The organism is Paenibacillus amylolyticus (assembly GCF_051136285.1).
GTDB classification, from domain to species: Bacteria; Bacillota; Bacilli; order Paenibacillales; family Paenibacillaceae; genus Paenibacillus; species Paenibacillus amylolyticus_F.
On the sequence record NZ_CP194938.1, the window covers coordinates 2,195,659 to 2,221,877 of the forward strand.

Annotated in this window: 24 protein-coding genes and 5 tRNA genes; 13 read left to right on the top strand and 16 right to left on the bottom strand. The window is 46.4% G+C overall.

Translation table 11 applies throughout. The features are described from left to right. Positions 1-216 precede the first annotated feature (216 nt). A complete protein-coding gene (locus ACR8BL_RS09785; protein WP_434752440.1) occupies positions 217-420 on the top strand; it encodes an XRE family transcriptional regulator in 204 nt (67 codons plus the stop codon). A 30-nt stretch (positions 421-450) separates the two neighbouring features. Continuing rightward, positions 451-1,077: a hypothetical protein gene (locus tag ACR8BL_RS09790; protein ID WP_434752441.1), complete on the top strand. Its 627-nt coding sequence runs from the start codon at positions 451-453 to the stop codon at positions 1,075-1,077. Between the two features lie 107 nt (positions 1,078-1,184). Here the strand turns inward: ACR8BL_RS09790 and ACR8BL_RS09795 are convergent, their stop codons facing one another. The 4 genes from ACR8BL_RS09795 to ACR8BL_RS09810 all read right to left on the bottom strand — a co-directional run bounded on the left by ACR8BL_RS09795 (position 1,185) and on the right by ACR8BL_RS09810 (position 2,269). Further along, positions 1,185-1,604, bottom strand: coding sequence for a helix-turn-helix domain-containing protein (locus ACR8BL_RS09795; protein ID WP_434752442.1), 420 nt, complete (start codon positions 1,602-1,604; stop codon positions 1,185-1,187). 303 nt (positions 1,605-1,907) lie between these two features. Beyond that, positions 1,908-1,990, bottom strand: a tRNA-Leu gene (locus ACR8BL_RS09800). 17 nt (positions 1,991-2,007) lie between these two features. Further along, positions 2,008-2,080 (bottom strand) — tRNA-Lys (locus ACR8BL_RS09805). A 117-nt stretch (positions 2,081-2,197) separates the two neighbouring features. Continuing rightward, positions 2,198-2,269: transfer RNA gene (locus tag ACR8BL_RS09810), tRNA-Glu, on the bottom strand. A gap of 354 nt (positions 2,270-2,623) precedes the next feature. On the opposite strand from ACR8BL_RS09810, the gene ACR8BL_RS09815 reads away from it, so the two are divergent. Beyond that, the gene (locus tag ACR8BL_RS09815) at positions 2,624-3,400 is read left to right on the top strand and encodes a DeoR/GlpR family DNA-binding transcription regulator (protein WP_434752443.1); all 777 of its coding nucleotides are present in this window, start codon (positions 2,624-2,626) and stop codon (positions 3,398-3,400) included. A gap of 4 nt (positions 3,401-3,404) precedes the next feature. After that, a complete protein-coding gene (locus ACR8BL_RS09820) occupies positions 3,405-4,301 on the top strand; it encodes a Cof-type HAD-IIB family hydrolase (protein WP_434752444.1) in 897 nt (298 codons plus the stop codon). Positions 4,302-4,471: 170 nt separating this feature from the next. On the opposite strand, the gene ACR8BL_RS09825 is transcribed toward ACR8BL_RS09820, so the two are convergent. Next, entirely contained in the window at positions 4,472-5,122 is a 651-nt protein-coding gene (locus ACR8BL_RS09825) for a flavin reductase family protein (protein WP_434753066.1), read from the bottom strand. Between the two features lie 85 nt (positions 5,123-5,207). On the opposite strand from ACR8BL_RS09825, the gene ACR8BL_RS09830 reads away from it, so the two are divergent. Further along, on the top strand, positions 5,208-5,906 hold the full coding sequence (locus ACR8BL_RS09830) for an ArsR/SmtB family transcription factor (protein ID WP_434752445.1): 699 nt from the start codon (positions 5,208-5,210) through the stop codon (positions 5,904-5,906). Between the two features lie 88 nt (positions 5,907-5,994). Here ACR8BL_RS09830 and ACR8BL_RS09835 read toward each other — a convergent pair. From ACR8BL_RS09835 to ACR8BL_RS09845, 3 genes are all read right to left on the bottom strand, one after another. Next, positions 5,995-6,083: transfer RNA gene (locus tag ACR8BL_RS09835), tRNA-Ser, on the bottom strand. A gap of 6 nt (positions 6,084-6,089) precedes the next feature. Next, positions 6,090-6,165 (bottom strand) — tRNA-Asn (locus ACR8BL_RS09840). 93 nt (positions 6,166-6,258) lie between these two features. Then, positions 6,259-6,720, bottom strand: coding sequence for a SprT family protein (locus ACR8BL_RS09845; RefSeq protein ID WP_434753067.1), 462 nt, complete (start codon positions 6,718-6,720; stop codon positions 6,259-6,261). A gap of 118 nt (positions 6,721-6,838) precedes the next feature. Between ACR8BL_RS09845 and ACR8BL_RS09850 the strand changes: the two genes are divergently transcribed. Further along, entirely contained in the window at positions 6,839-7,189 is a 351-nt protein-coding gene (locus ACR8BL_RS09850) for a hydrolase/acyltransferase (RefSeq protein ID WP_434752446.1), read from the top strand. 237 nt (positions 7,190-7,426) lie between these two features. Beyond that, the gene (cmpA, locus tag ACR8BL_RS09855) at positions 7,427-7,570 is read left to right on the top strand and encodes a cortex morphogenetic protein CmpA (RefSeq protein ID WP_434752447.1); all 144 of its coding nucleotides are present in this window, start codon (positions 7,427-7,429) and stop codon (positions 7,568-7,570) included. A gap of 233 nt (positions 7,571-7,803) precedes the next feature. Here the strand turns inward: cmpA and ACR8BL_RS09860 are convergent, their stop codons facing one another. The 6 genes from ACR8BL_RS09860 to ACR8BL_RS09885 all read right to left on the bottom strand — a co-directional run bounded on the left by ACR8BL_RS09860 (position 7,804) and on the right by ACR8BL_RS09885 (position 16,647). Beyond that, entirely contained in the window at positions 7,804-10,020 is a 2,217-nt protein-coding gene (locus tag ACR8BL_RS09860; RefSeq protein WP_434752448.1) for a Tex family protein, read from the bottom strand. A gap of 517 nt (positions 10,021-10,537) precedes the next feature. Then, a complete protein-coding gene (locus tag ACR8BL_RS09865; RefSeq protein ID WP_434752449.1) occupies positions 10,538-12,727 on the bottom strand; it encodes an alpha-galactosidase in 2,190 nt (729 codons plus the stop codon). Positions 12,728-12,963: 236 nt separating this feature from the next. Next, entirely contained in the window at positions 12,964-13,314 is a 351-nt protein-coding gene (locus ACR8BL_RS09870; protein ID WP_024630714.1) for a type II toxin-antitoxin system PemK/MazF family toxin, read from the bottom strand. A 3-nt stretch (positions 13,315-13,317) separates the two neighbouring features. After that, on the bottom strand, positions 13,318-13,599 hold the full coding sequence (locus tag ACR8BL_RS09875) for a CopG family ribbon-helix-helix protein (protein ID WP_024630715.1): 282 nt from the start codon (positions 13,597-13,599) through the stop codon (positions 13,318-13,320). Positions 13,600-13,866: 267 nt separating this feature from the next. Then, the gene (gene alr, locus ACR8BL_RS09880; protein WP_434752450.1) at positions 13,867-15,045 is read right to left on the bottom strand and encodes an alanine racemase; all 1,179 of its coding nucleotides are present in this window, start codon (positions 15,043-15,045) and stop codon (positions 13,867-13,869) included. A 378-nt stretch (positions 15,046-15,423) separates the two neighbouring features. Then, positions 15,424-16,647, bottom strand: coding sequence for a DUF4367 domain-containing protein (locus ACR8BL_RS09885; protein ID WP_434753068.1), 1,224 nt, complete (start codon positions 16,645-16,647; stop codon positions 15,424-15,426). A gap of 308 nt (positions 16,648-16,955) precedes the next feature. On the opposite strand from ACR8BL_RS09885, the gene ACR8BL_RS09890 reads away from it, so the two are divergent. From ACR8BL_RS09890 to ACR8BL_RS09900, 3 genes are read left to right on the top strand one after another with little or no spacing between them, the layout of a single operon-like run. Next, a complete protein-coding gene (locus ACR8BL_RS09890) occupies positions 16,956-17,183 on the top strand; it encodes a helix-turn-helix transcriptional regulator (protein WP_434752451.1) in 228 nt (75 codons plus the stop codon). Further along, on the top strand, positions 17,167-17,946 hold the full coding sequence (locus tag ACR8BL_RS09895; protein ID WP_434752452.1) for a DUF3169 family protein: 780 nt from the start codon (positions 17,167-17,169) through the stop codon (positions 17,944-17,946). The genes ACR8BL_RS09890 and ACR8BL_RS09895 overlap by 17 nt, the downstream gene beginning before the upstream one ends. A 49-nt stretch (positions 17,947-17,995) precedes the next feature. After that, positions 17,996-20,230, top strand: a complete 2,235-nt coding sequence (locus ACR8BL_RS09900) for a serine hydrolase (protein WP_434752453.1) — start codon at positions 17,996-17,998, stop codon at positions 20,228-20,230. A 71-nt stretch (positions 20,231-20,301) separates the two neighbouring features. On the opposite strand, the gene ACR8BL_RS09905 is transcribed toward ACR8BL_RS09900, so the two are convergent. Beyond that, a complete protein-coding gene (locus ACR8BL_RS09905) occupies positions 20,302-21,357 on the bottom strand; it encodes a hypothetical protein (RefSeq protein ID WP_434752454.1) in 1,056 nt (351 codons plus the stop codon). After that, positions 21,357-23,192 (bottom strand): HSP90 family protein, encoded by a 1,836-nt coding sequence (locus ACR8BL_RS09910; RefSeq protein WP_434752455.1) that lies wholly within the window; start codon positions 23,190-23,192, stop codon positions 21,357-21,359. Before ACR8BL_RS09910 ends, ACR8BL_RS09905 begins: the two co-directional genes overlap by 1 nt. Positions 23,193-23,545: 353 nt before the next feature. Between ACR8BL_RS09910 and ACR8BL_RS09915 the strand changes: the two genes are divergently transcribed. The 3 genes from ACR8BL_RS09915 (at position 23,546) to ACR8BL_RS09925 (ending at position 26,219) form a co-directional block, all read left to right on the top strand. Further along, entirely contained in the window at positions 23,546-24,448 is a 903-nt protein-coding gene (locus tag ACR8BL_RS09915) for an ABC transporter ATP-binding protein (RefSeq protein ID WP_434752456.1), read from the top strand. Further along, entirely contained in the window at positions 24,441-25,274 is an 834-nt protein-coding gene (locus ACR8BL_RS09920; protein WP_434752457.1) for an ABC transporter permease subunit, read from the top strand. Before ACR8BL_RS09915 ends, ACR8BL_RS09920 begins: the two co-directional genes overlap by 8 nt. A 150-nt stretch (positions 25,275-25,424) precedes the next feature. Continuing rightward, the gene (locus tag ACR8BL_RS09925) at positions 25,425-26,219 is read left to right on the top strand and encodes a MurR/RpiR family transcriptional regulator (RefSeq protein WP_434756653.1); all 795 of its coding nucleotides are present in this window, start codon (positions 25,425-25,427) and stop codon (positions 26,217-26,219) included.

Consider the following 26,219-nt stretch of genomic DNA (forward strand, 5'->3'; position numbering starts at 1 on the left):
CAAATCCCCTTGCCGGCGTGTTTTTTTGCGATTATCTAATCAAAAATAAACGCATTTACGTCATAATAATTCATAAAATACACTTATTTCCGTATTTTTTAATTGTTAGATGACGAATTTACGTATATAATGGAATTCACAGCTCGCATTTCTATCTATCTTACATGAAGAATAGCCTGCTGCATACTATAAAAATCCACTCAGGGGTGAACCCTTTTGAACAAGAAAAAACCAGTCACTCCGTTCGGATGGGCTATCAAACGACGGCTAACCGAACTACAAGTCGATCAGAAGACCTTTTGCGAACAACATGGCATTCCACCTTACCGTCTATCTAACCTTATCCACGGCACACGCAAAGCAACCCGATTCAGGCATCAGGTCGCTGAAATTTTGAACATACCCGAAGAGCTGCGTTAAGATCACTTTCACCAAAGGAGGACTTCTTTCATGAGATATATTACATCCGACCTCGAAAGCTTGTCTTTCCAATCCACCAGTCATCAGCTGATCATTGTTGATCATCATTGGATGATTCGAAGTTGTAACCGAGCCTGGCAGGACGGACTCCATAAACTCTTCTTACACACAGCCAGCCGTGACAATCATTACCTGCATCTGATGGAAGCTTGGGCAGCACAACAGAAAAACCTCTATCCAGCCAAATTCGCACAGTATCTGAGGCATCATGTTGTTCCTTTTAACAAAACCCATACATACGACATCTCTATCACTACGCCACATAACGAGGAGAAATGGTTTCGCGTAGAACTCACTCCGTTACAAGAAGGCCTAGCATTGGAGAGCCATCTCGCTTTAGTTGCCCACACGGATATCACGGAGCAGAAGAAGACAGAACTGCAGCTGCGACAAGCCTTGACTGAAGCACGCACCCTCTACGGCCTGCTGCCTATTTGCGCCGTTTGCAAACACATCAAGGATGACTCAGACGAATGGAACACCGTTGAACATTATCTGGAAAAACACACCTCCGCCGAGTTTACACATGATATCTGCCCTAAATGCATCCGCCGATTGTACCCGAAATACTCTAACATTCTCGATAAACGCAACTAAATCATTGCCGAACGCAAAAAAAAAAAAAAAAAAAAAAAAACCTCCCTGCTGTCTCCGAAGGAATTCGGCACAGTTGGAGGTTTTTTTATCATCCAGAGCACTTACGTTCAATCCTGCTCTGACTTATTCTCGCCTTCCGATTCAGATTGGTAGCGATAGCCGCCAGCATCTTTACTCTCTTTAAATTTGCGATAACGAGTGAACTCGAGATATTCGCTAATAAAAGACTGTTCCACAGTCGATAATTCACTCTCTTGGCAATTCAATTGCCGCAAAACGTTAAAAAAATAATCTTCCCGCTTTTCCCGTACAATGGCTTCCTTCGATAAACGCCCAATCATTAGCCAGTCCAGACTCACATCAAAAAATGAGGCAATTTCAATCAGTTTATTTGTACTCGGGATTGATTTGCCACGTTTCCAGTCACCCAGATTACCTGTGCTGATCTTCAGCTGTTGACAGAAGGCTTTCTTTGTCATCCCTCTTTCGGCAATCAGGTGTTCAATTCGCTCATAGATCGATTGCATGCAAGAACCGCCTTCCAACCGTAATAATCAACTCAAATGCCATATGATAGAATTATAGCACAATATTTCTGAATCCTCAGCCTTTAATTCGGCGGTAAATCCTGATCAATTTTATGTAAACAACACATGCCTTTCACTCAATTCACTTTCCCAAAAAGTCAGGGCGTACAAAGAAAAGTTTTAGTTCAAAACTTTAGAACCCTTCTGATCTTTTAAAACTGAACATCGAAACAAACAACCAAAGGAACATTTTCATATAAAAAAAAAGACTTTCATGAGTACTCACGAAAGTCTTTGCTGTGATGCGGTCGAGAGGACTCGAACCTCCACGGGTATACACCCACTACCCCCTCAAGATAGCGTGTCTGCCATTCCACCACGACCGCATATTCAATTATAAAAGTGAGCCATGAAGGGCTCGAACCTTCGACACCCTGATTAAAAGTCAGGTGCTCTACCAACTGAGCTAATGGCTCTTGATGTAACTTCACCCAATGTTATGCCATGCTTCATATCAAATATTACGGAGCGTGACTTCCAAGAAATCCTTATTAAACGTAAATCTCTAGACGGTGAAGAAATAGGTATATCTATGACCCGTAGGGGATTCGAACCCCTGTTACCTCCGTGAAAGGGAGGTGTCTTAACCCCTTGACCAACGGGCCTTATAAACAAGTTGTCTTTCTTGGCGACAAGAATGAGTATATCACAACCAAAAAGAATAGTGCAATACTTATTTTTAAAAACTTTTCATGCCAGATTATTCCTCACATCCACAAATCCATCTACATATCACACCACCTCGGCTTTCCTTCTCTTTCATCCCTCTCTCTTACCAAATTCATTCAAATTTAAAAATCATACTCATGTCATAGCTATACCTTAATTTTGTTAATCAAGGATCAAAAAACTTAAAAAAACTTATTTTCACTTACAATATTGCAGATCACATTATAATTACTTATAATTAAACTACAGTACAACGCACGGTCATCCATAAACATAAGGAGGCTTTACGTTTGTTTCAAGAAGAACGCATGCAACTCATTATTGAGCACCTGCGCAAGCATAATCGTATCTCTGTAGATGAGATTGTTTCTTTGTTTGATGTCTCACGAGATACGGCACGACGCGATCTGATTAAACTCGAAGAGCAGGAAGCCATTATTCGCACACGCGGCGGTGCAATCCTCCCCTCTCCCCCACAAGAATTCAAGTCATATCAAGACCGGTTGAAGTATGTTTCTGAGGAAAAACGGGCTATTGGCAAACTGGCTGCTGCTCTGGTTCGTTCAGGAGAAACCATCATTTTGGATTCCTCCACAACCGTTCAGTCCTGCGCTGAGAATCTGAATGGTAAATCCTGCACCGTCATCACCAATTCAATACACTCTGCTGATTTGTTATCTAATCACACCGCAGTTCAGATTCGACTGCTCGGTGGCAGGCTGGATAAGGAACAGCGTTATGTCTATGGAGCACCTGTCATCGAGACCCTTTCCCATTATTACGTGGATAAAGCCTTTATTGGCATCGGCGGTCTCACCATGGATGGATTCAGTGCTTCCGAAGAGGAAGGCAAGATTAAACATCAAATGATGAAATCGGCCAAAAAAGTAATTATCCTTGCCGACCACTCCAAGATGGACAAACGTTACGGTTATCGTTTTGCAGACTGGTCACTGGTGGATGTATTAATTACAGATCAATGCCCGGTTAAAGAGTGGCTCGATTTTTTAAGCGAACAAAAGGTTGAAATTCTGATTCCCGAACCTACACAAGATAAGGAGTTGTAAAGATATGAAGTTATTTGCTACCGATTTAGATGGAACGTTGTTGAATCGAGACAGCCAAATCAGCCGCGAGAATGCAGATGCCATTCAAAGAGCGCAGCAGGCTGGTATGAAAGTAACCATCGCGACTGGGCGTGTATACTCAGATGTTGTGGCGATCAGCCACCAAGGCGGAATCAAAACCCCGATTATCGGCTCCAACGGTGCAACCATTCATGATGAGAACGGGGAACGATTATTCCATCTTCCATTAGAACGTGAAACGGCCGCTTCTGTCATGCAATGGCTGGAAGACGAGCACATTTATTATGAAGCTTCAACTCAGATGGGCATATACGCTGCAATCAGTACTCATGAGACGATGCTCGCCGAGTTGGAACGTGTCCTGGGATCAAAACCCGGTGAAGATATCGAGCGCATGATTCATTCGATCAAAAAACACTACGACAAAAAAGACTATCACCGCGTGAACAGTCATCTTGAAATTCCGGCAGAAGCTTGCATCTATAACATCATGGCCTTCTCGATGAATCCCGAAAAAGTGCAACGCGGACGTGAATACTTCTCCTCCAGAACGGATGTGGCAATGGTCGTCTCCTTTGAACATAACTTCGAAATGCAGCACCCGGATGTATCCAAGGGTAATGCCCTGACCAAACTGGCGGAACATTTGAACATTTCAATGAAAGACACCGCGGCTATTGGGGATAACTTTAATGATGTTTCCATGCTGCAGATGGCAGGCCTGGGTATCGCTATGGGTAATGCCGAACCTGAAATCCGTGCCATGGCTCAAACGATAACACGTACCAACGTTGAACATGGCGTCGCTCATACGATCCATAGCTTGTTAGATGGCAAACCGATTGCTCCGGAAGAAACCATTGTCTCTGAAGGCCAATAAAAGGATATTAAAAGGCCTGTAAACGGTCAGTGATAGGTCAGTAAAAGGTAAGCTCAGTGAAAGTAAAATAAAAAAACAGGCACAGGAGTCTCGTTAACCGAGCCTGTGCCTGTTTTTTTATTTTGTAACATGTTGATTCGTGTCATTCTCACTCGATTTTCCTTCTCTTTTTATATCCTCTCTGCCCGAAAATTCTCACCTCGTTTCTCCCCAAGTCCGTAATACTGCCGAAAATTATAAATCAACGGATTCCATTGCTCTGGATCAATTCTGCTGATCTCCGAGATCAGACGAGTGTGGGCATGCACTTTCACTGCTTTCACTTCTACAATCGCCATAAACGGCGTATGCTCCGGGATGCGTATATGTTCTACAACCGCTTCAATCTGAAGTGCACATTCAGCTATTTTATCAGGCATTACCTGAACCGAACGCTCAGATGTCAATCCTGCCGCGGCGAATTTATCCTGACAAAATGTATATCCCATTTGCTTTTTTGCTTCCGGAACGGGTAAACTTCCTGTCGTCCGTCCCAATGCTTCAACTTTGGCCCACATTGAGGCATCTGGCAAATTCATTACACATTCCGAATGATGACACAGATTCTCATAAGCTTTCCCCTGTGTGCCTAAACCCAGCACCAGACAGTCTCCCAGCGCCCAAGATGAGGATAGCGGGGATAGATTCGTAGATCCCTCTTCATTTAACGTGCTCAGGATGATAACAGGTGTGCCATAGTATAAAATTCTTGGATCAATGGTCTCATGCCGATTCCCCTGAGCCCAATTAGAAGTTTGTTTTGTATTATTTCGCTGCTGCATATCGTTACTCATTCTGCACCTCTCCTGCTCGATATTGAATTCAAAACCAATTGTAATACAGCCTTAGTTCAGATATCATCGAAGTATGAATGCATATCCGAATATCACTATTATTGCTTCACTTATTGCAGATACAAGCCGCTCTATATTTCTCTCCGCTTTGCTGGATGGACGGGCGTTACCCGCCGGAGAACTCGCCTATATGGCTGGTGTCAGCCCACAAACCGCAAGTAATCACCTCGCTAAATTGGTAGCTGGAGGATTATTGGAAGTAGAACAGCAAGGTCGTCATCGGTATTATCGTCTCGCAAGCCAAGAGATTGCTGATCTGATCGAGAAAATGGCCAGCATCGCTCCACCGGTACAGATTCGCTCATTAAAGCAATCCGATCAACTGCAGCAGTTAAGTTATGCACGCACCTGTTACAATCATCTGGCGGGGAGACTAGGGACTTCCCTTTGTGAAGCTTTGCTCAAGAAAGGTTATCTGGTTGAACCGAAAGAAGAGCAAGGTAAGGATTATCTAATTACGGAGAAAGGATCGCAGTGGTTTAACGCATTTGGAATCAAACTTCAATTAAAAACCGGATCACGCCGAGCCATCGCTCGTAAATGTCTGGACTGGAGCGAACGCCGTTACCACCTGGCCGGTTTGCTTGGTGAACAGTTCGTTCACCGATTCATTGAATTAAATTGGATTCGTCAAAAAACAGGAAGTCGCTCTGTTGAACTAACCGAGGCTGGAAAGTCAGGTTTACACGAAGTGTTGGATATTTCCCTTTAAACGACTTACACGCTAAAAAACCAAAAAATCCTCTTTGCATGAATGATCAACTCATTCACACAAAGAGGATTTAACTATTTAATCAGTACGGAGAGAGAGGGATTCGAACCCTCGCACCGCTTACGCAGTCTAACCCCTTAGCAGAGGGTCCCCTTATAGCCACTTGGGTATCTCTCCAAGAAATGGCTCCCCGAACAGGACTCGAACCTGTGACAACTCGATTAACAGTCGAGTGCTCTACCAACTGAGCTATCAGGGAAAATTAACTTGAATAAGATTAATCTATCATGATTAATAATTCAAGTCAACCTGCCGTTGGCCACTTTTTGCAGCCAGATGATCAGGGTGTACATCAGATGCTTTGAAGTGTCAGTTTTCCAGAACATCGTCCGCAGCGATAACGCTTCGGGTCTATTTTCCGTTTACGCAAATACTCCATCCCGCAGCTCTTGCATACCAGCTTGTATCGATACGGTAGAGGTTTCCTGCCCTTGTCTCCGGGAAGAGACTGACAGAATCTTGACCCACCTACTTTCTGCAAGAGCGCCTTGAATTCCGGGTCACGATGCTGGTATCCCCGGCCACGAATATGCAGATGATAGTGGCATAGTTCATGTTTGATAATTTTCTCAACCTCGTCCTTCCCGTGCACTTCCAACTGATGCGGATTAATCTCAATCCTGTGGCTTTTGAGCATATATCGTCCGCCAGTTGTTGTCAGACGACGGTTAAATATCGCTTCATGTGTAAACGGAACTCCGAAATGTTCCAGCGAAACTTGCTCAATCCATTGTTGCAATTCCTTGTTTTCCATCATTCTCCTCTCTCTCCCCCCTTGGAGTACGCTGTTTCCCTCGCATAATACTTGAATTTTAACCGTTTCGTAGGCTACACTGTCAAGTAGAATGTATGAGGGGAGATTAATACTCGTTATGCCTACAATGCGCTATGTCATCCTGCAACAGGAGCAGCAATTGCAGTTTGTCGAAATGCCTGCCGACTATGCTTATCAACTCAGTGCACTTAATCTGCGTCTGCACAAAGAGATCGACAAACTCACTGCAACAGATGTACCCGTTCTGCCTTGGGCTATTGCCGAATGTGATAATCTCGATCTATTGAACGAAAACCTGTCAATCATCGGTGGCCTGGATTATATCAATGCCCTTGAAGAGCGTTTTGCCGCTTTGCGTGAAAGTAATTATCCTTTGATTTCCCTGCTTACCGAGATCCGGGCACTTCAGGCTCAATTGGAACAATGGTACGAAGAAGAGATGGATTAACTGAAAATTCAATACAATACAAAAAGCGCGCCTCCCACTGCCGGGTGATGCGCTTTTTGTATTTTGAATCGTTAGAAACTTAAGACCAACAATTGATCCAACACCCAAAGTAAATACAATCGTTTGGGTTCCACAGATACTGACCATTTTCGTTAGACATGGAGTTATCTCGCACAGTCCAGGCTATTGCTACATATGCTAACGTACAGATGAATTATGCAAAAGGAGGAGATTTCTTTGCCTCAATGGCTCTGCAACCAACTCATGCGAGCGTTTCACAAAAAGGACAGTCGTCAAATCAAGTTGCTGAACGAATGCTGGTACTTCTATCGCAACAAACCCGCCAGCGGTTCACAGCGCAACGTGGAGAACGAGATCTAAACATTGTACGGATACTGACGTTTTCTCCCGGCTCGTCATATCAGGATTTTCACGCATCCTCCTAGGAAAACAAACCAAATCAATCCATACCATTGCACAGCAAGGATAACACTTAATAGCAAACAGCCTTCCCAACGCGGGAAGGCTGTACCCTTATACTTATACAAGGATATCCGTTTACACGTTACTTTCACAGACGTATGCTTGGATATCACATCCTGTTTCCAACAGGATCATTCATTGGCAGATGCAGGTTTTTTCATCGTAAGACCGACACGGCCTTTTTTCATATCCACATTCATAACCCAGACAGTCACATTATCACCAACGGAGACAACATCCATCGGATGTTTAACATATCCGTTACTCAGTTGAGATATATGGACAAGCCCGTCACTCTTGATGCCGATGTCAACGAATGCACCGAAGTCAATCACGTTACGAACCGTACCTTGCAATTCCATGCCTTCCACCAGATCTTCAATCTTGAGTACATCTGTACGGAAGATTGGCAACGGCATCTCCTCACGAGGGTCACGGCCAGGACGCTGCAAGCTGTCCAAAATGTCGCGTAACGTAGGCACACCCACATTCAGTTTCACGGCCAGTTGTTCTGTCTGTTGTTCAGACAGCAGTACAGACAGTTCTTTGCTTCCAAGCTTGTTCAGCTCGACCTGAAGCTCCTTGAACAGCTGGTCTACAACTTTGTAAGACTCAGGGTGAATCGGTGTACGATCCAGCGGATTCTCCCCTTCCGAGATGCGCATGAACCCTACGCATTGTTCATACGTTTTGGCACCCAAGCGTGGCACCTTCTGCAGCTGACGGCGGCTCGTGAAGCGGCCGTTTTCCTCACGGTATTTGACAATGTTTTTGGCTATGGTCGCATTAACGCCGGCTACATAAGACAACAAGGAAGGTGAAGCGGTGTTCACATCCACGCCAACATGGTTAACTGCCGATTCTACGACAGCCTTCAAGCTCTCTTCCAACACCTTTTGAGATACGTCATGCTGATATTGACCGACGCCAATTGCTTTTGGATCGATTTTAACGAGTTCAGCCAGCGGATCTTGCACCCGACGAGCAATAGAGGCCGCACTTCGCTCGGCAACATCCAGATCCGGGAACTCCTCTTGAGCGAGCTTGGAAGCAGAGTACACACTCGCACCAGCCTCGTTGACAATCAAGTATACAAGGCTCTCGTCACCATTCTCCTGAATGATCTCGGCTACAAACTGCTCTGTCTCACGTGATCCGGTTCCGTTCCCAATAACAATCAATCCGATATCGTACTGCTTGATCATCCGGTGGAATACTTCAGCTGCTTCGCGCTTCTTATTGTGCGGAGGCGTTGGGTAGGTTACAGCTACTTCAAGCAGCTTGCCTGTATCGTCTACAACCGCAAGTTTACAGCCTGTCCGGTAGGCTGGATCGACACCCAGTACACGTTTGCCATGAATCGGTGGTTGCAACAGCAGGTTACGAAGATTTGCGGAGAATATCGAAATCGCCTGATTCTCCCCTTTTTCCGTTAACTCGGCACGCACTTCCCGTTCGATAGACGGTGCAATCAGCCGTTTGTATGCATCTTCAATAACGGCACGCAAAATATCCTGCACCACAGAAGCTCCCCGAATAATCTGCCCTTCCATATGCCGATGAGTCGGTTCAGCTTGAACGTCAAGGCCAACCTTCAGAATACCCTCTCGTTCTCCGCGGTTAATCGCAAGAATACGGTGCGGCGGCATTTTTTTGGCCAACTCACGATAACTGTAGTAATTCTCGTAAACGGACTCCTGCTCGGTATCCTTCGCTTCAGAAGTCAACATGCCGTGATCAAGAGTATATCTGCGAATCCAGGCACGGATGGCTGCATCGTCGGCAATATTTTCAGCGAGAATATCCTTCGCCCCCTGCAGGGCCGACTCTGCATCCTCTACCCCGAGTTCTGCATTAATATAACATGCAGCCTCCTGAAGTGCATCACCCTGTTTGGGCTGTTCCCAGATCCATACGGCGAGCGGCTCCAGACCTTTTTCCTTAGCTACACTGGCACGAGTCTTCCGTTTCTGACGATAAGGGCGGTATAGATCTTCTACTTCTTGCAACTTGACAGCCTGAGTAATAGATTTTTCCAGTTCTTTGGTCAGTTTGCCCTGTTCCTCTATAATACGGATGACTTCCAGTTTACGGTCTTCCAGATTGCGCAAATACACAAGACGCTCTTCAATCTGGCGCAGCTGGTTCTCATCCAGTTCTCCAGTCATTTCTTTACGGTAGCGAGCGATAAATGGAATCGTATTGCCTTCGTCCAGAAGCTCCGATGTTGTGCGAATCTGCTTCAAGGACAGTGACAGTTCCTTGGCTACCTGTTTGATGATTCGTTCTTGGCGTTCCGCCTTTAATGTTTCTTCATTGGGTTCCAGAACCGTTTCCTGTTCAGACAAATAAATCCCTCTTTCCTTCCTGAATCGTTCATGATACTCATTTCAGGGCAGCTTTGCTGCATAATAACAGTATGGTCGATCATCCGAAGTTGATCTCAAGCTTTTCATGCTTCAAAATAACACTCCATTCTATATTATCACAAAATCACGTTGAAATTTCTATCATTCCCATGGCACGTCTGTCATTTGCGTTATTGCACTCCTAAACATCCTTCCCCGTTGAACGAAAAAAAGACCGAGAACGTCATCATGACATCCTCGGATCTTCTTCAAAAATAACCAATTCATCTAAATCAGTTGAAAGTTTCTTTTACACGTTAACGGAGAGGACAGAAAAAACCTGGAAAAGAGAAGCTAAAAGCTTTCTGCAAGAAAGCTACATCGGAAGCATACGCTTCGCCTTTATCACCGGATTTTTCCCTTTAGAAAAGGGAATCAAAAAAATCTGGGGATAACAGCGAATAGAAGGTTATTCTGTCATCGGAGTGGACTGTGTAAAATCTCTAGTTCAACTTATTTACACCCGCTCAAACCGGAACATTTCGCTCAGGTAGTCCCCTGACTCACTACCCACAGCAATACCGCCATACATCAAGGCATCGCCTGTAAACGTCTCTGATCCGCCTTTTAGACGATAATCGCTATTTGGATCAAGCCCTTTGAGCTTCAAACGTTGAAGCGGTGCATTCGGTTCAGAGAGTACGCGGAAATAGAATACAATCACTTCGCTACCATCCGGTGCAATGAACATCCATGCCGTCTCGTTGCCTTCGAATGGGCTAAGCAGGCGGCGGAATGTACCGTATTGCACAGTGCTACGAATTTCCTTGTACAGTTCGACCTGTGCTTGCACAATCGCATTCTCTTCGTCTGTAAACTTTGTCAGATCCAGCTCATATCCAAAGTTGCCCGACATGGCCACATGCCCCCGGATCTCCAGAGACGTAATCCGGTTCACCTGATGGTTTGGAACAGCTGAAATGTGTGACCCCATAGAACTTACAGGATACACAAGACTTGAACCGTATTGAATCCGCAAACGGGAAATTGCATCGGTGTTATCACTCGTCCATGCCTGTGGCATGTAATACAGCATTCCCGGGTCAAAACGTCCACCGCCCCCGGAACAGCTTTCGAACAAAATATTCGGGAAGGTAGTAACAATACGTTCCATTACTTCGTACAGTCCGAGCATATAACGGTGCGCTGTTTCGCGCTGTCTGTCTGCCGGGAGTAAAGCAGATCCAACCTCTGTCATGTTTCGGTTCATGTCCCATTTCACGTAAGTGATCGGTGCAGAACTCAGAACATCGGACAACATACGAACGATCTCGTCACGCACATCCTGACGGGAGAAATCCAGCACAAGCTGCTGTCTTCCTTCGGTACGGCGGCGATCCGGAACATGCAGACACCAGTCTGGATGCGCACGATACAGTTCACTGTCCGGGGAGATCATCTCTGGCTCAAACCACAGTCCAAACTGCATGTCCAGACTTGTTACACGGTTAGCCAAGTCATCCAATCCCTGCGGCAGCTTGTTTTTGTCCACAATCCAGTCGCCCAATGACGAATTGTCGCTGTCCCGATGACCGAACCAGCCATCATCAAGTACAAATAATTCAATACCCAGCTTCTGCCCTGCACGAGCAATCTGCTCAATCTTGTCCGCATTAAAGCCGAAATAGGTCGCTTCCCAGTTGTTAACCAGTACAGGACGCTCCGCATTGCGGTATTTACCGCGTGCCAGACGTTCACGGTACAGCTCATGATAGGATTGAGACATGCCGTCCAGACCGGCAGCCGAGTAGACCATAACCGTCTCAGGTGTCTGGAACGACTCCTGTGGTTCCAACTTCCAGTTGAACTCAAACGGATTAATACCGACCGATACACGTGTTGTATAGAACTGGTCTACCTCTGCCTGTGCAGTAAAACTACCGCTATATACCAAGCTGAAGCCGTATACTTCCCCTTGATCTTCATCCGTTCCCGGTGTCATCAGAGCAATAAACGGGTTCTGCTGATGGCTGCTTGAGCCGCGGCGGCTCTCAATACCCTGCAATCCGGAAGCAAGCGGACGGCGAACAATATCACGTTCACGTGTCCAGGCACCCGAGAGCTGCAACATGTCGTAATCTGCATGCGGCAAATCTACAGAAGAACTTAGGGCACGCATCACATTCACTACGTTAGCGCTATCATTCACGATACGCATCGAACGTGTAATCGCATTAAAAGCATTAAATGCAGTATACGTTAACTCAACTTTCACGCCAGACACCTTATCTTGCATCTCGATCACCAGTGTGTCTGCTTCATCGTCAGACTCTACATATGTTGCCGGCAGTCCAGTTAACGTTTCTTTCCCCTTAACTAATCGATGGCCTGTATACGTAAACTCGGATACCGTTGAGCCATTCTCCAGTTCCAGCTGGATAGCCGGGTTACGGAAATCACTCGTACCATAGACCGGCAATTCCACTGGCAAGGTGTCGAATGAGATCGTGCGATCCTCAGGCACCGGATTCGGGCTGAAAGATGCTCTCTCTGTCCGCACATGAAGCCAGCTCAGGTCGGTATCACGCAATTTTTTACCATAATACAAATGTACCAAATATCCCGAAGGCAGTACCTGAAATACGTAACTCGCCTCGCGGGTCTGTAGATGAAACTGAAGTTTCTCCTGATTGATATAAATGCTCATATGTCTCCTCCATCTATCTATATAGGTCTTGCGGGTAAACGGTTTCTCAGGTTCCATTATAGCGAAAAGATCATCAATGTTCTACGCTTTCACCAAGTCTTAACCAAAAGAGCGCACAACACCCATAAAGGTATCGTACGCTCTTCTGATTACATTCTGAAATTGTGTGTTCCTTCACAGGAACATCCGTTGTCAACGAACAGGCACGATAGCGCATAACACGCCATTCTATTGCCTTAAAAATCGATTAAGCCCAGGCTGATCTGCAAGGCTTCGTTGACCAGTTTCATGGTCTCCTCGTCCAAATGCGTAATCTTGTCTGTCAGCCTTTGCTTATCAATCGTCCGGATCTGTTCGAGCAAAATCACCGAGTCCCGGTCAAAGCCGTGCGCCGCCGCATCAATCTCGACATGCGTCGGCAGCTTTGCCTTCTGAATCTGGGCGGTAATAGCCGCCACGATACACGTTGGACTAAACCGGTTGCCGATATCGTTCTGGATCACCAGAACCGGCCTGACTCCGCCTTGCTCGGAACCGACAACGGGAGAAAGATCCGCAAAAAAAACGTCACCACGTTTTACGATCACTGTCTACACCCCGCTAACTAAGCGGTCCAGAGTGCTGTCCGCATCTTCCTCCGCGTGAAAGGCTTCGGATGCCATGGTCAGGTTAATCTTCGCCATCTCCATGTACCCTCGCTGCATTGATTCACGGATGTAACGTTTCTTCCGCTCCGTCAGATACAGCTTCATTGCTTGCCTAATCAATTCGCTGCGGTTGGAATTCTCCAGCGCTACGATGCCATCCACTTCCTGCAAAAGATAATCAGGCAAACTGATCATAATCCGCTTGGTGTTCTGCAAGTTGGCCACCTTTCTTCCACCCCCACAAACCTTTCGCCATTGTGAACCAGTATAACGCTTTTCCAGAACTTTTATACAAAGGAATATATATGCCCCGCGTATATCAAGTATGCTGTACTCCATTATAAACACGGGAATCATTATTCGTACAGAGCAAACATCGCATTTCAGGATTTAATTCCTGACATCGTACATATTTCGAGATGCTGCGACAGTTTTCCTTCTGTTCTGAAAAAAGTTTTGCTGGTAATCGTGTCCAATTTGCGAATTAAGTTGTCAAAAGGGGATTGATCTGGCGACTACCGTTCCTCCACGCGTATACACTCGTGGAATGCGATGTGCCATCATGCAGATCACTTCATAGTGGATCGTACCAAGCTGGTCTGCCACCTCGCCAGCGGTAATCACACCGCCGGATTGGTGACCGATGAGAACAACCTCTTCGCCGGCTTGAATTTCTTCCGCTTCTTCTGCGAAAGATTGCAGCGACACCATACACTGATCCATGCAGATCGTCCCTACGACAGGAACGCGGCGACCGCGTACAAGCACTTGAGCTTTCCCTGTCAACATTCTTGAGAATCCGTCTGCATAACCGATAGGCAAGGTCGCTATTCGTTCATTTTCCTGCGTAAAATAACGGGTTCCATAACTGACTCCCCAATGGGATGGCAGTGTTTTGACCAGAACCGCTTTTGTCTTCAGTGTCAATACCGGGAGCAACTTCACTACCTGATGATTCACCTCGGTTGAAGGATACAGTCCGTACAGACTGATGCCCACTCGCACCATATCATAAGATAACTCAGGTGTATCAATGGCAGCCGCACTGTTCGCCGTATGTATAATCGGGATGACACATCCCTGATCCCGGAGCGTCTCTGCAACGCTCTGGAACCGTCGATACTGTTCCAGTGTGTAGGTCTTGTCTTGTTCATCTGCTTTGGCATAGTGAGTAAACATACCTTCCAGCATCACCTGATCAAGTGAGGACACCTCTTGTATGAAGTCAATGGCCTCGTTACCAGGTAGCAGACCCAGTCTGCCCATGCCGCTGTCAATTTTGATGTGCACTTTCAACGGATTCACAAATGTGCCCGGCTTCACCTGTCTAATCGCCTCAAGCACTTCTCTGCTAAATAATGTGATCGTTACATCATGCTGCCACGCAACAGCGACTCCTTCAGGCGGCGTATACCCCAATACCAGAATCGGGCATGTAATGCCCTGCAGACGCAGTTCAAGAGCTTCGTCAAGAAACGCTACACTTAGATAATCCACACCCAGTCGTTCCAATTCTCTGGCTGTCTCTACTGCACCATGTCCGTAGGCATTAGCCTTTACACAAGCGAGGAATCTCGTACCCTGAGGCAAAGCCTCACGAAAAGCGGTTACGTTACTTCGCAGATGGTCCAGATTAATCTCAGCCTGGGTCGGCCGATATTGTCCTTGCACGTTAAGTCACCTTCTCTAATCTTCTTAATCCGGCTCACGTCAGACTCCATCGTAATGCCCCAGCATGTCACTGTCAAATGTACGGGATTTTTGTACCTCTGATCACATCATTATGCGGGAGCCTGCCGAGAACTTTAACCAATCATAGAAGAAGATCAATAAGCGATAATCCAGCCGTCTGGATCACATCATTCGTCTGGATATAACCTGCTTACATCGACTAATTACCCGGTTCACTCCGCATAGAAGCGTTTTTTGCTTTTTTTTGGACTGAACATGGCATGATCCTTCTATATCAAAAAATAAACAAAGCACCGGAGAAACAATCTCCGATGCTTTATAGCATTCCATATGACAAGACCGCTATGCGTTTCTGTTTTATTTGCCTGACTCTTCCTGCATCGATGTCGCAATACGCACCATTTCATTCTCAGGCAAATCCGCGCTTGTAATCCGGTATTCTACTCCGTCAAAGGTCCAGGTTAACGTCTGCAGAGCATCTCCACTGATCATACCTGCTGTAAATCCAAGATCAACCAGACGTGAAGGCGCGAGGGATACCGCACGATCCTGTGGCCTTGCTTCAAATATGGTGTAATTGTATGTTCCCTCATATCGAAGCAGGACGGAATAATCCCCGGCTTCCTCCAAAATCTGATCATCCTTCAGCTTGACACCTTCCGGCGCATATGTTGGCTGAATGACACCAAAGCTGTCTGATTCTTTCGGCTCAGCCAAGGTAGGTTTCTCGTTGCCTTGTTCACTTGCTGTTCCTTCTGTTCCTTTCGTTCCTTGTGTTCCTTGTTGATTCGTGCCCTCACTTACACCGGTCTGCCCATCAACAGCTCCCTCGGTTCCCTCGGAGCCTGGCGCAGCCTGAGGATTGGCAGGTTGCTGTGCTCCTGCATCATCCGTTTTCTCCGCTGGAGCTGCACCAGCATCAGTACCAGTCTTATTTCCTTCTTCGGTTGCAGCCGTCATGTTCCGCTGCATGTCAAAGGCATCTTTTCCAAATTCAGCTCCGAATTTGAAGCTGTCAAACTTCACATCCACAACTACATTGGCATTGGAGTCTGACACCTCCACTTGTTTGGGAGCATAGTCACTCTTGTTCAGCCATATCTTCTGTCTGACGAGTGCGTGTGTATTGTAATTGGCAGCAACATCAAATACGTAGCTTTCTTTTTCATCCGCAAACTGACGGGTCGTATCCCCTGTAATACTTCGAATCAATGTTTCATACAAGTAAACCTGACCCTGATTATCTGGCCAGTCGCTTTGGAAGCGGAAGCTTTTATTCTGACTCGGCGTCAGTACAAAGACACCTTCATCATTACGAAGTACAATTTGCGTGACGTCCTTCTTGGCATTGGTGAGTGCAATGCGATAATACGAAGGCTTCTGATGCCATACCTCGACCTTGTACTGCTGCGGTGTTTCTCCAGTATGCAGCGTCATGACGCCTGCTCCCTGGTAACTTTCCATCTCTCCAACAACCTCGTTCAGATCTTTGACCACAGCTGCCGCATCCTTCTTCCCGCAGGCGGCAAGTAAGGCCGATAAGACCAATACCATGGCAAGCATCCATGATATTCGGCGCATGACATCATCCCCTTTAGCACATGTTTTCACTTCAGGATTGTGCATACAGCAGAACCCCTACTTGATTAGTACATGTTATGAGGGACTTGTTCGATATATGCGGACTAGTTTGACAAGCATTGGATTAAACCGAGTAAATGCAGGACGCAGAAACAAATTCGTCTCGGTAAGATAGCCTTTCGAGGCTCTTTTTTTATTGTGATGGAGTTGAATCATCATCCTAAAAAGTAAATAATCATATTCATTTTGTATATTATAATTTACATTTAGTCGATTATCATATACAATCCATTCATGGAGGTGAGTACGTGGAAGAATTACACAATCACGTTCGGGAGTTACGAGCCAGAAACCGATTGTCCCAGGCAGAGCTGGCGAAGCTCATCGGGGCATCCCGCCAAACGATCGCTTTAATTGAACGCGGAGATTATTCTCCTTCGGTTGTTCTGGCATTAAAAATAGCCCAGGTCTTCGGTGAACCTGTTGAAAAAATATTCGAATTGAAAGGTGGAGAACCACATGAATCAAACCGCTAATACCTCATCCAAAAAAAGAAGAATGCGCCTTCCGCTCTATGCCGCTGGCGGTGCTGTTGTTGGGTTTATTTCCTCGGCCGCGTTCACCAAGCTTCCTTCTGATCTGAACTGGACCCTATCCGTTTATTACGATTACGACCTGTTATTTGCTCTTATCGCTCTGGTCGTGCTTGTTATGACAATTTGGAACAGCATTAGTCTGGCTCGTACCCCCTCTGCCCGTCCTGAAGAAGATGAAGCGGATGATATAAGTGACCATCCCTCCCTGATGTCTCCGGCTGAACGTTCGCTGGGAAGCGCCATGATGCTCAGTACGTTCAGTGTGATCACTTCATTTGCATGGGTTGCCCTTGCCTTGTCGTTATACGCATCGGGCAGAGACTTACCCAAGTCTACAAATCTCTTTACGCTTGGGAATTTGGTCGCCGCCTGCATCGCTGTAATCATCGTCGTTGTCCTGCAGAGCGTGACGATCAAACGCTACAACCACTACTTCCCTGATCGCGCACTGGACTTGAACTCCCGCAACATGCAGAAAAATCACTTCGAAAAGCTGGATGAAGGCGAGAAATGGATTGTGTATCGTGCAGCCTATCGCTCGTTTCAGATGATGAACCTCCTGCTTGGCATCGGCATGGCCGCATTGGTGTTATATTCCGCACTGTTTAGCTTTGCCGCTTTCCCGATCATACTGCTGTCTGTCATCTGGATCGTCAACATCGGCGTTTATTTTCGTGAAACTTATCGTGCTCAGAAGCAGTAATACACAGTGAACTACCTGTTTTGGCAAAAATGACTAAAGGAGTGATGATGTGCATTTATTCAATCGAAATACCCGGTCCAAATGGAGCGCCATGACCAGCGCATGTATGGCACTTGTTCTTTCTCTTAGCCTCTGGGCTCCCCAGGTTCAGGCTCAGACAGGGGCAACAGCCCCTGACTCTGACGGTTCGAAACAGCCTGTAACACTGAATGCCGATTCGGCCAATGCTTTTCTGGATAAGTTCTTCGCCTCATCTGAAACCAAACCACATTACGTTGGTGCATCTGTCGTTGTTGTGAAGGATGGTCAAGTTCTCGCTGAAAAAGGATACGGCTATGCCGATCTGGACAAAAAAACACCTGTCGATCCAAAAAACACCGCTTTTCGCGTCGCATCTGTCTCCAAAACCTTCACAGCCGCTGCGGTCATGCAGCTTGTGGAGCAAGGCAAGGTCGACCTGAAGACTGATTTTCAGGCCTATGTGAAGGGTTTGCACTTCGAGAATCCATTCGATGCGCCAGTAACCGTAGAACATCTGTTGACACACACCACCGGGTTTGAAATCCGTGATCCACAGCCAGAAGACATCCACACAGACCAAGGCAAGTACATAACGATGGAGGATTACGCCGAGCAGCACATGCCTCCTGTTGTGCGAAAGCCTGGTAGCGCCTACATGTATGATAACTTCTCGTTTTTGCTACTCGGGTTGATTGTCGAAAATGTCAGCGGCGAGCCGTTTGAGACGTACATGCAAGAGCACATCTTTAAGCCTTTAGGCATGAACAACAGCAGTTTTATGCTAAATGGTAAATTCCAGAAACAACTTGCCACTGGTTATGATGCAGCAAACAAGCCGGTTGACATGTATTACCTTAATCCAACACCGATGCCTCAAGGTGGCATGTTGTCAACAGCCGACGACATCGGCAAGTTTATGATTGCCTTCCTGAATGACGGCAAGAAAGACAACCAGCAGATTTTGAAACCTGCGACCGTAAAAAGCATGGAGCAGTATCGCTCTTCCATTCACCCGCTACTGCCGGATACCACTTACGGATTCGAAGCTCCATTTCAGCTTCCTGGGGCAGGAAGCAGTCCCAAAGTAATTACCAAAGGAGGCGACCTGTCAGGTTACAGCTCTTATCTATTTTTTATTCCTGAGCAAAACACAGGTGTCTTCCTGACTTATAATCAGAATGGTGCTCTTCGTAATCTGCTCTACCAAGCCTTTATTCAGGACTTCTTCCCGCAGTATGCTAAACCCGTACAATTTAAGGAATACACACCACAATCTGCGGAAGAGTTACAACGTTTCAACGGTATGTATGCCGACCTTCGGATCAGCACAATCATCAGCAAGCTTCAAGCTGGCGGTGAAACGTCCGGTCAATTGAGCATTAGTGATGTTTTCTTGGGTGAACGTAAGCTGATTCAGGTAGAAGACAATCTGTTCAAGGATGAATTAACCGGGCAGTTCACGGCATTCAAAACCTATGAAGATGGAACGATCTACATGAGAGAGCCTTATCTCAATCCATTTGGGTATGCCAAAAAAGGACAAAAAGCGGCAGGTTTCCGGGATGTTCAGAAGAGCAATCCTTATGCTCAAGCGATTCATAGCTTGCAATCGCTTGGATATTTCGAAAATGACGCTAACCAGTCTTTCATGCCTAAAACGACTGTAACTCGTGCGGAATTTATCAAGGATATTCTCATATTAAGTGGACTCAAGCCTAGCAAAACAACACCCCCTACTGACACCGACTGGTCCAGTCATGCCGCAGCTGGCTACATCCAGCTTGGTTATGAAATGGGTATGATCACAGGTGCAGACGAGAAACAGTTTAATCCGGATCAAGCAATCATTCGGCAGGAAGCAGCAGTGATGATGTGGCGAGCTTTGCAGCTGCAGTATCCAAGCGAACTGTTCAAGGACGTTAAGCTTGCAGGCCATACAGATGCTTGGGCTGTTCCTGCGGTGCAAATGATGGTGAAACTGGGTATCTTCGGCCCAGAGGTCAAAATGCTTGAGGACGGTTCTGCAGATTACCTCTCACGCAAACCTCTCATTCGCCAGGAACACGCTGCTATCATGTATGCGTTAATCACACAGCCGACCAATCGCATCGTCGCTGAATTGATGGCTGCACAGCAACCACAGCAATCAGAGCAGTCAGCATCTGAGGAAACCACTAAAGAAGCTGCGACAACAGAGAGCAAACCTGAGATTGCACCTAATCCAACAACAGAAATTGCTCCTCCAGCAACATCCGTTCAATAATTATGCTATACAAGTAAACAACAAAAAGGCTTGTTCGAAAGGGATTCTCCTTCACGAACAAGCCTTTTAAATTATGCAATTAACGAGGATACATGTGTGTTTCCGTTGCGCTGATCAAACTTGGCTGCAGTAGCCTTGGCATACTCTTCAAAATAATCTGCGAGCTTGAGCAGGTCTCCTGGATCTCCCTCATACGGGAAGGAAGCCGGCAGACGCAGACGATAGCCTTCCGAGTCCTTTTCTTCAGTCCAGCGCCGCAATAACGGAGCAGCCTTCGCATAATACATCATTTTGGCATACGCATCTTCATGATCTACTGCGAGTACCAGTGTTTCTTCGAGGATATCTATCCCTTTGGCAGGATTCGTAAGGGTAAGATACTCCATCTGCTCGGAAAAACTCTGTACAAAATCGTTCTCACCCTTGATCAATCGGTATCCCTTGACCTGATGTTTATCGGCCTCCTCCGTCCGTCCAAGACGATACAGCGGCATCAGAATTTCCGACAAAGTTAGATGTGGAATCTCCGCACAGCTCATGCGGCCTTTGAGAATAGGCTTCGCAGCTTCCAGCACCTTCTCGTCGTCTCCTTTTAACATAAAATAACGCATAATCTCATCCTGCTCACATGCCTCACAGTCACTCATGAAGTCGCGGTCTAACATTCTGAACTTGTCATAACTAAGTCCCGCTTCCTCCAATTCTCCAAAATCCATAAAGATGCGGAAACGGTAATACCAATAAGAACGCTCACTGTAGCCATAGGACTTGAAACGTGCTCCGAAATCCTCCAGCAACTCCATGATCTTCTCACGTGAAATTTCCGGGAAATCGGGCATTTTACCGAGAATCCATTTGTACGACCACAATAACGTTTCTTCATCATACAGCTCTGGCTGCTGATCAAACTTGCCTAATTGCCAGGAAAAAGCGATCAAAGCTTTCATCGGATACCCGCAGAAGGTGGCAACATCCACAATCTCTGAGCGTGCTTCGTACGCCTCCTCAACCATCCCATTGACATCAGCCACCCGCGCTGCTTCCTCCAAAAAACCGAGCTTTGCGGAACCATTTGGCAGCTGATAGGCCTCTTCCATCAAATCTTCAAAATCCATCTCTGTCTTCATCAGGCATCTCCCTCATGATTCGTATTTGCGCGTAAACCCCAATCAATAAACCGAACAATTCCCTGGTTCAACACTTCGAGTTCCTGCTTGTTCATGGCGTAATGTCCCATCATTAGTGCGTTAACATATAACATTTCAATAGCAATCGGTGTCATCTGATTATCCGGAGAAGTCAACACCCGTTTAATGATGGGATTGTTCACATTCAGATACAACGTCGAGTACCCTGCCGAATTAATCCCTGACGACAACGAACCGAGAACAGAGGAAAATAAGTCTGTGCTCTCTTCGCTGGCTTTTTCCAGTGCACGTAGCGTGGATGATTCCTGAGAAAGGGTAAACAACACTGGCAAGTCAGCGGGCTTGAATCCTTTCACTTCTGCACGGCAGCGGAAACGTTGTAAGGCCGAATCTGCCAGACGTAGCGCATCATAGTACTGGTTACGTTCAGCCGGTGCAACATCCGTGAATGTCATCGATACTTCATCTGGCTCAATTCGCTCAGTTTCTACATTATTCATTATGACAGGCAGCATCCCCATCAGTTCTTTGTCGTAAATGTAACCTGCGTTGACGACCAGCATCGACTGTGCTGAAGCCACATGGTGAATCTGACGGTATTCATCAATGGATCCAGTGTAGTACAGTGTCTCTCCTTCATCAATTAGCTCACCCAGCTCCCGATGTCCTCTCGTAGTCTCGAAGGGCAACCAGCGGTGAATCATCGCGTAGAACTCCTGGTCTTGTACAGCCAGTGCCTTCATCGAAAGGGCATGCAGACGAATCAGCTTCTGCAGTCGTTCGGTCTGCTGCTCAGCCATCTCCGCCAATCCCATCCGCAGGGCGTCTCCAAGCTCGGAGCGCACTTCTTCCAGCTTTTCATTTTCATAAAAATGCTCTCTTGAAGCTGTCGGCTGCAATTCATCGGTCCAGATCAGACATTTCACAAAAAACGCCCACTCCGGCAAAATGTTCTCGGCTTTCTCCGAAATCAGCATACGCTTCAGGTACACCCGATGAGAACGCTTGGCATTCAGATTCACCGCATGTGGCAGTACGTACGCAATACCTCCCGTGCGCCCCGAAGCCGTTGTAAGCGGGATGAAATCCTGGAACTTCTCCCCAAGCAGACGTTCACCAAAAGCAAGCACTTCCGTACGACAGGAACGAGCAAGCTCTGGACGTGTTAACCAGATCGGAGAATCCTGATTGACGACAGATTGAACCCCGTCATGAATCAGCGTGACCGGATAAGGCAATAACGCACCATAATAAAATAAAGCTTCTTTCACATACTCCGCTTCAAAGTAGTAAGCCGCTTCCGGCGTACAACGCAGATATACTTTCGTTCCGGGAGACAATTGCGTGTCCAGCTGTCTAATCGTATATGTACCATCCGGCTTACCTCTCCATTCCATGGAAGGCCCGCCCTTAACCGATTGAGTCAGCATGACAATCTCATGACTCACCATGAAACAGCTCAATAGACCAATCCCGAAACGCCCAATAAATGATGTCTCGCCATCGAGCAGTTCCTGTTGACCACGCTTTGAGGATTGTCCAATCATAGCCAAAAACTCATGGATGTCCGCTTCAGTCAAGCCAACTCCGTTATCCTCCACCATCATCGTCAATTGATCTCCGGTTCCTGTCAGCTCGATTCGTGCTTCTCCCTGATATCCCGGCTCCACTTCCTTGCGTGCCGTGATCGCATCTGTCGCATTCTGCATAAGTTCGCGCAGGAAAACTTTCGGACTGCTGTATAGATGATTCGATAAAATCTGGATCATTCCGCTCAGGTTCACCTGAAAGCGATATTCGTTTGGTGCACTCATGAATCACTTCACCTTTCCTCTGGGTCTAAGCACAATCGTCAGGAAGCATTACTGCATTCAAACTGGATATACGGATGTGTTAGACGAATTCATTATGTATATATCGGCCTATACTCTATTACTCCATTTTCCATAACATTGAAACGGCCACAATACCCTTCTTTTTAAGGATACCTTGTACAGCTTGCCAAAAAAACAAACCTTAGACCCGATTTGTTGAAATTTCCCGGGGAATTATGCACTATGCTCTCGGGACTATTGAAGCAATGATATATTTCTTTAGTCTTACATTGAACGATCTGACACAGCTGCACGTATAATCATCAAACTTAGAAAACGGACGGTGATTCTACATGATTAAAGTACGGGATATAAACAAACATTTCGGGGAGCAGCAAGCACTGCAGGATGTCAGCTTTACAATTCAACAAGGCAGCATAACCGGACTCATTGGCCCAAACGGCTCGGGTAAAACGACCCTCATTCGTATCATGAACGGAGTTCTGGGCTCAAACAGCGGGCAGGTTACCATCCAAGGGATGGATACGTCACGCGAAACCGAAAAGGTACTGGCGATCTGCGGTACACTGACCGAACAAAGCGGATTGTACGAAAATATGAGTGGGCGAGATAATTTGCTTTTTTTCGCGGATGCCTTTGGCCTAAAGCAAGCAAATAAGCGGATTGAAGAGTTGGTGGAGCTTCTTGAGATTCAGGATTACCAGCATCGCAAAGTCGGCACCTACAGCACAGGGATGAAAAAACGTCTGGGTCTTGCCCGGGTGCTGCTGCACCGTCCTTCGATTCTATTTCTCGATGAGCCGACCAATGGTCTTGATCCTGACGGAATCCAGATGGTGCTTCGCATTATTCGTCAGTTAAATACGGAGCAGAACTTGACGATCCTCGTCTCCTCACACGTGCTTACTCAGCTTTCCGCCGTTTGTGATCACTATATTTTTATGGAAAAGGGTCGTGTTGTTGAGAAGGGGACTGAACAGGAGATTATTCAACGTTATCAATCTGCACCTCGGCTAGAGGTCGAAGCACATATGCCAACTGGCTGGGAGACAGGAACTTATTCGCCAGAGACGGTTACAACGCATACAGCAACGTTTCAACTCTCTTCTCGTGAGCATATTCCGTTGCTGCTTCGGCAGCTAACCGAGCGTGGTCAGGTTTACCAGGCACGAATTGAAGGCAATGATCTGGAAAGCATCTATTTTGCAATAAGGAAGGCGAACGTACATGAATAACTCTCAAGCGATACGTGCACTCATTCGAAAAGATATTCGTTCTGTCACATCCAGCGTGCAGCTATGGCTGCCCATGCTGATTGTACCATTAATCATTGGAATCATTGTTCCATCCGCTCTGATATGGGTAGCCTCACGAATCGATCTGCATTCAATAAGTAACTTAAATCTAATCATGGAAACAGTAGATAAGCTCATCCAAAGCGGGCAGATGCCCTCTATTGCTGCCATGACCACGGACAACCAACGTATTGTTTATTTTCTTGGATTGTACATGTTTGCTCCCTTGTTTCTCATCATCCCGGTGATGGCTTCGAGTATCCTCACCGCCAACAGTTTCGCTGGCGAGAAGGAACGTAAGACACTGGAGGGATTGTTGTTTACACCCATGAGCATGAGTACACTCTTCAAAGGCAAGGTACTGGCTGCTCTCATCCCTTCACTGTTGTTATCCTGGGTAACATTCATGATCTATGGCCTCATTGCCAACATCTTGATGTACCCGATATTCGGCACACTGATGTTCCCGAATTGGAACTGGATCATTCTGATTGTCTGGGTTGTTCCAACGTGCAGTTTAGCTGTTATCTTGCTCAATGTGCTGATCTCGGCTAAAGTACGGGGATTTCAGGAAGCCTACCAGCTTGGCGGACTTGTTGTCCTGCCTCTGGTTGCCCTGATTGCTGGTCAGGCCACCGGCATGTTAATGATCGGGCCATGGATGCTGTTGGGTACTGGTGCAGTGCTATTGCTCATGAGCTTTATTTTACTTCGCCTCGTAACAGTCTGGAATCGGCGTCAACAGCTCGCTGAAAGCCAAATTTGAGTCAATGTCATCGGCTTATACGGTCTGTGTATGAAGGAGTCAATAGATACACTTTCGCTTCGTTGTGCAGATTGAGAAATAAACAATCGCGCGTTATGATATGGAGACATGTACTTTGGGATGATTAGAGAGAGGAATGGAACAAACAGCATGGAATACAACCTGCTTCAAAAACTAAAATATGCTTCACCATTAACAGCACAGGAGAAGCATATTGTGGACTATATCCTGAGCAACCCCGAAGTTGTATTCGATTCTACAGCCCATGAACTGGCTCAGCATACCTACACAAGCTCGTCTACCATTGTCCGCCTATGCAAAAAGCTGGGTACCAAAGGGTACCCAGACTTTCAGTTAAAGCTTGCGCTTGAATACCAACACCCGTCTTCTGCATTACAGACGCTGGATCATGCACCTACAGAACAAGGCAATGTGCTGGAAGCCATGGACTCGGTTCCTTACCTGTATCAACAGGCGCTGAATGATACCCGTCGAATGTTAAACGCTCCTGTTTTGTTACGAATCGCGAAGTGGGTCAAAGAATCCGGGCGTATTGATATCTACGGAAGTGATATGAATTATTATCTGGCTCAACAGGCCTGTGCCAAGTGGAATGAACTCGGCATATCTGCAATTGCCCACAATAGTCCCAATATGCATTATTTGAACACAATGAATTCCACCAGCCTGACCCTGTCATTTGTTATCTCGCACACAGGTGAGAATCAAGCCATGATTGAAGCTGCCAGAGTACTGTGCAATAAACAGATGAACGTCATAGCGGTCACAGGCAACAACCGTTCAACCCTGTCCAAACATTGTGTTGAAACGCTCTTGGCTTATGGATACAATGATCAATTAAGGCTATCCAAAATGACTTCGATGGTCTCGGTACTTTATCTGTTCGATATGTTATATATGGCGAGCATCAGCGACAACTACTGA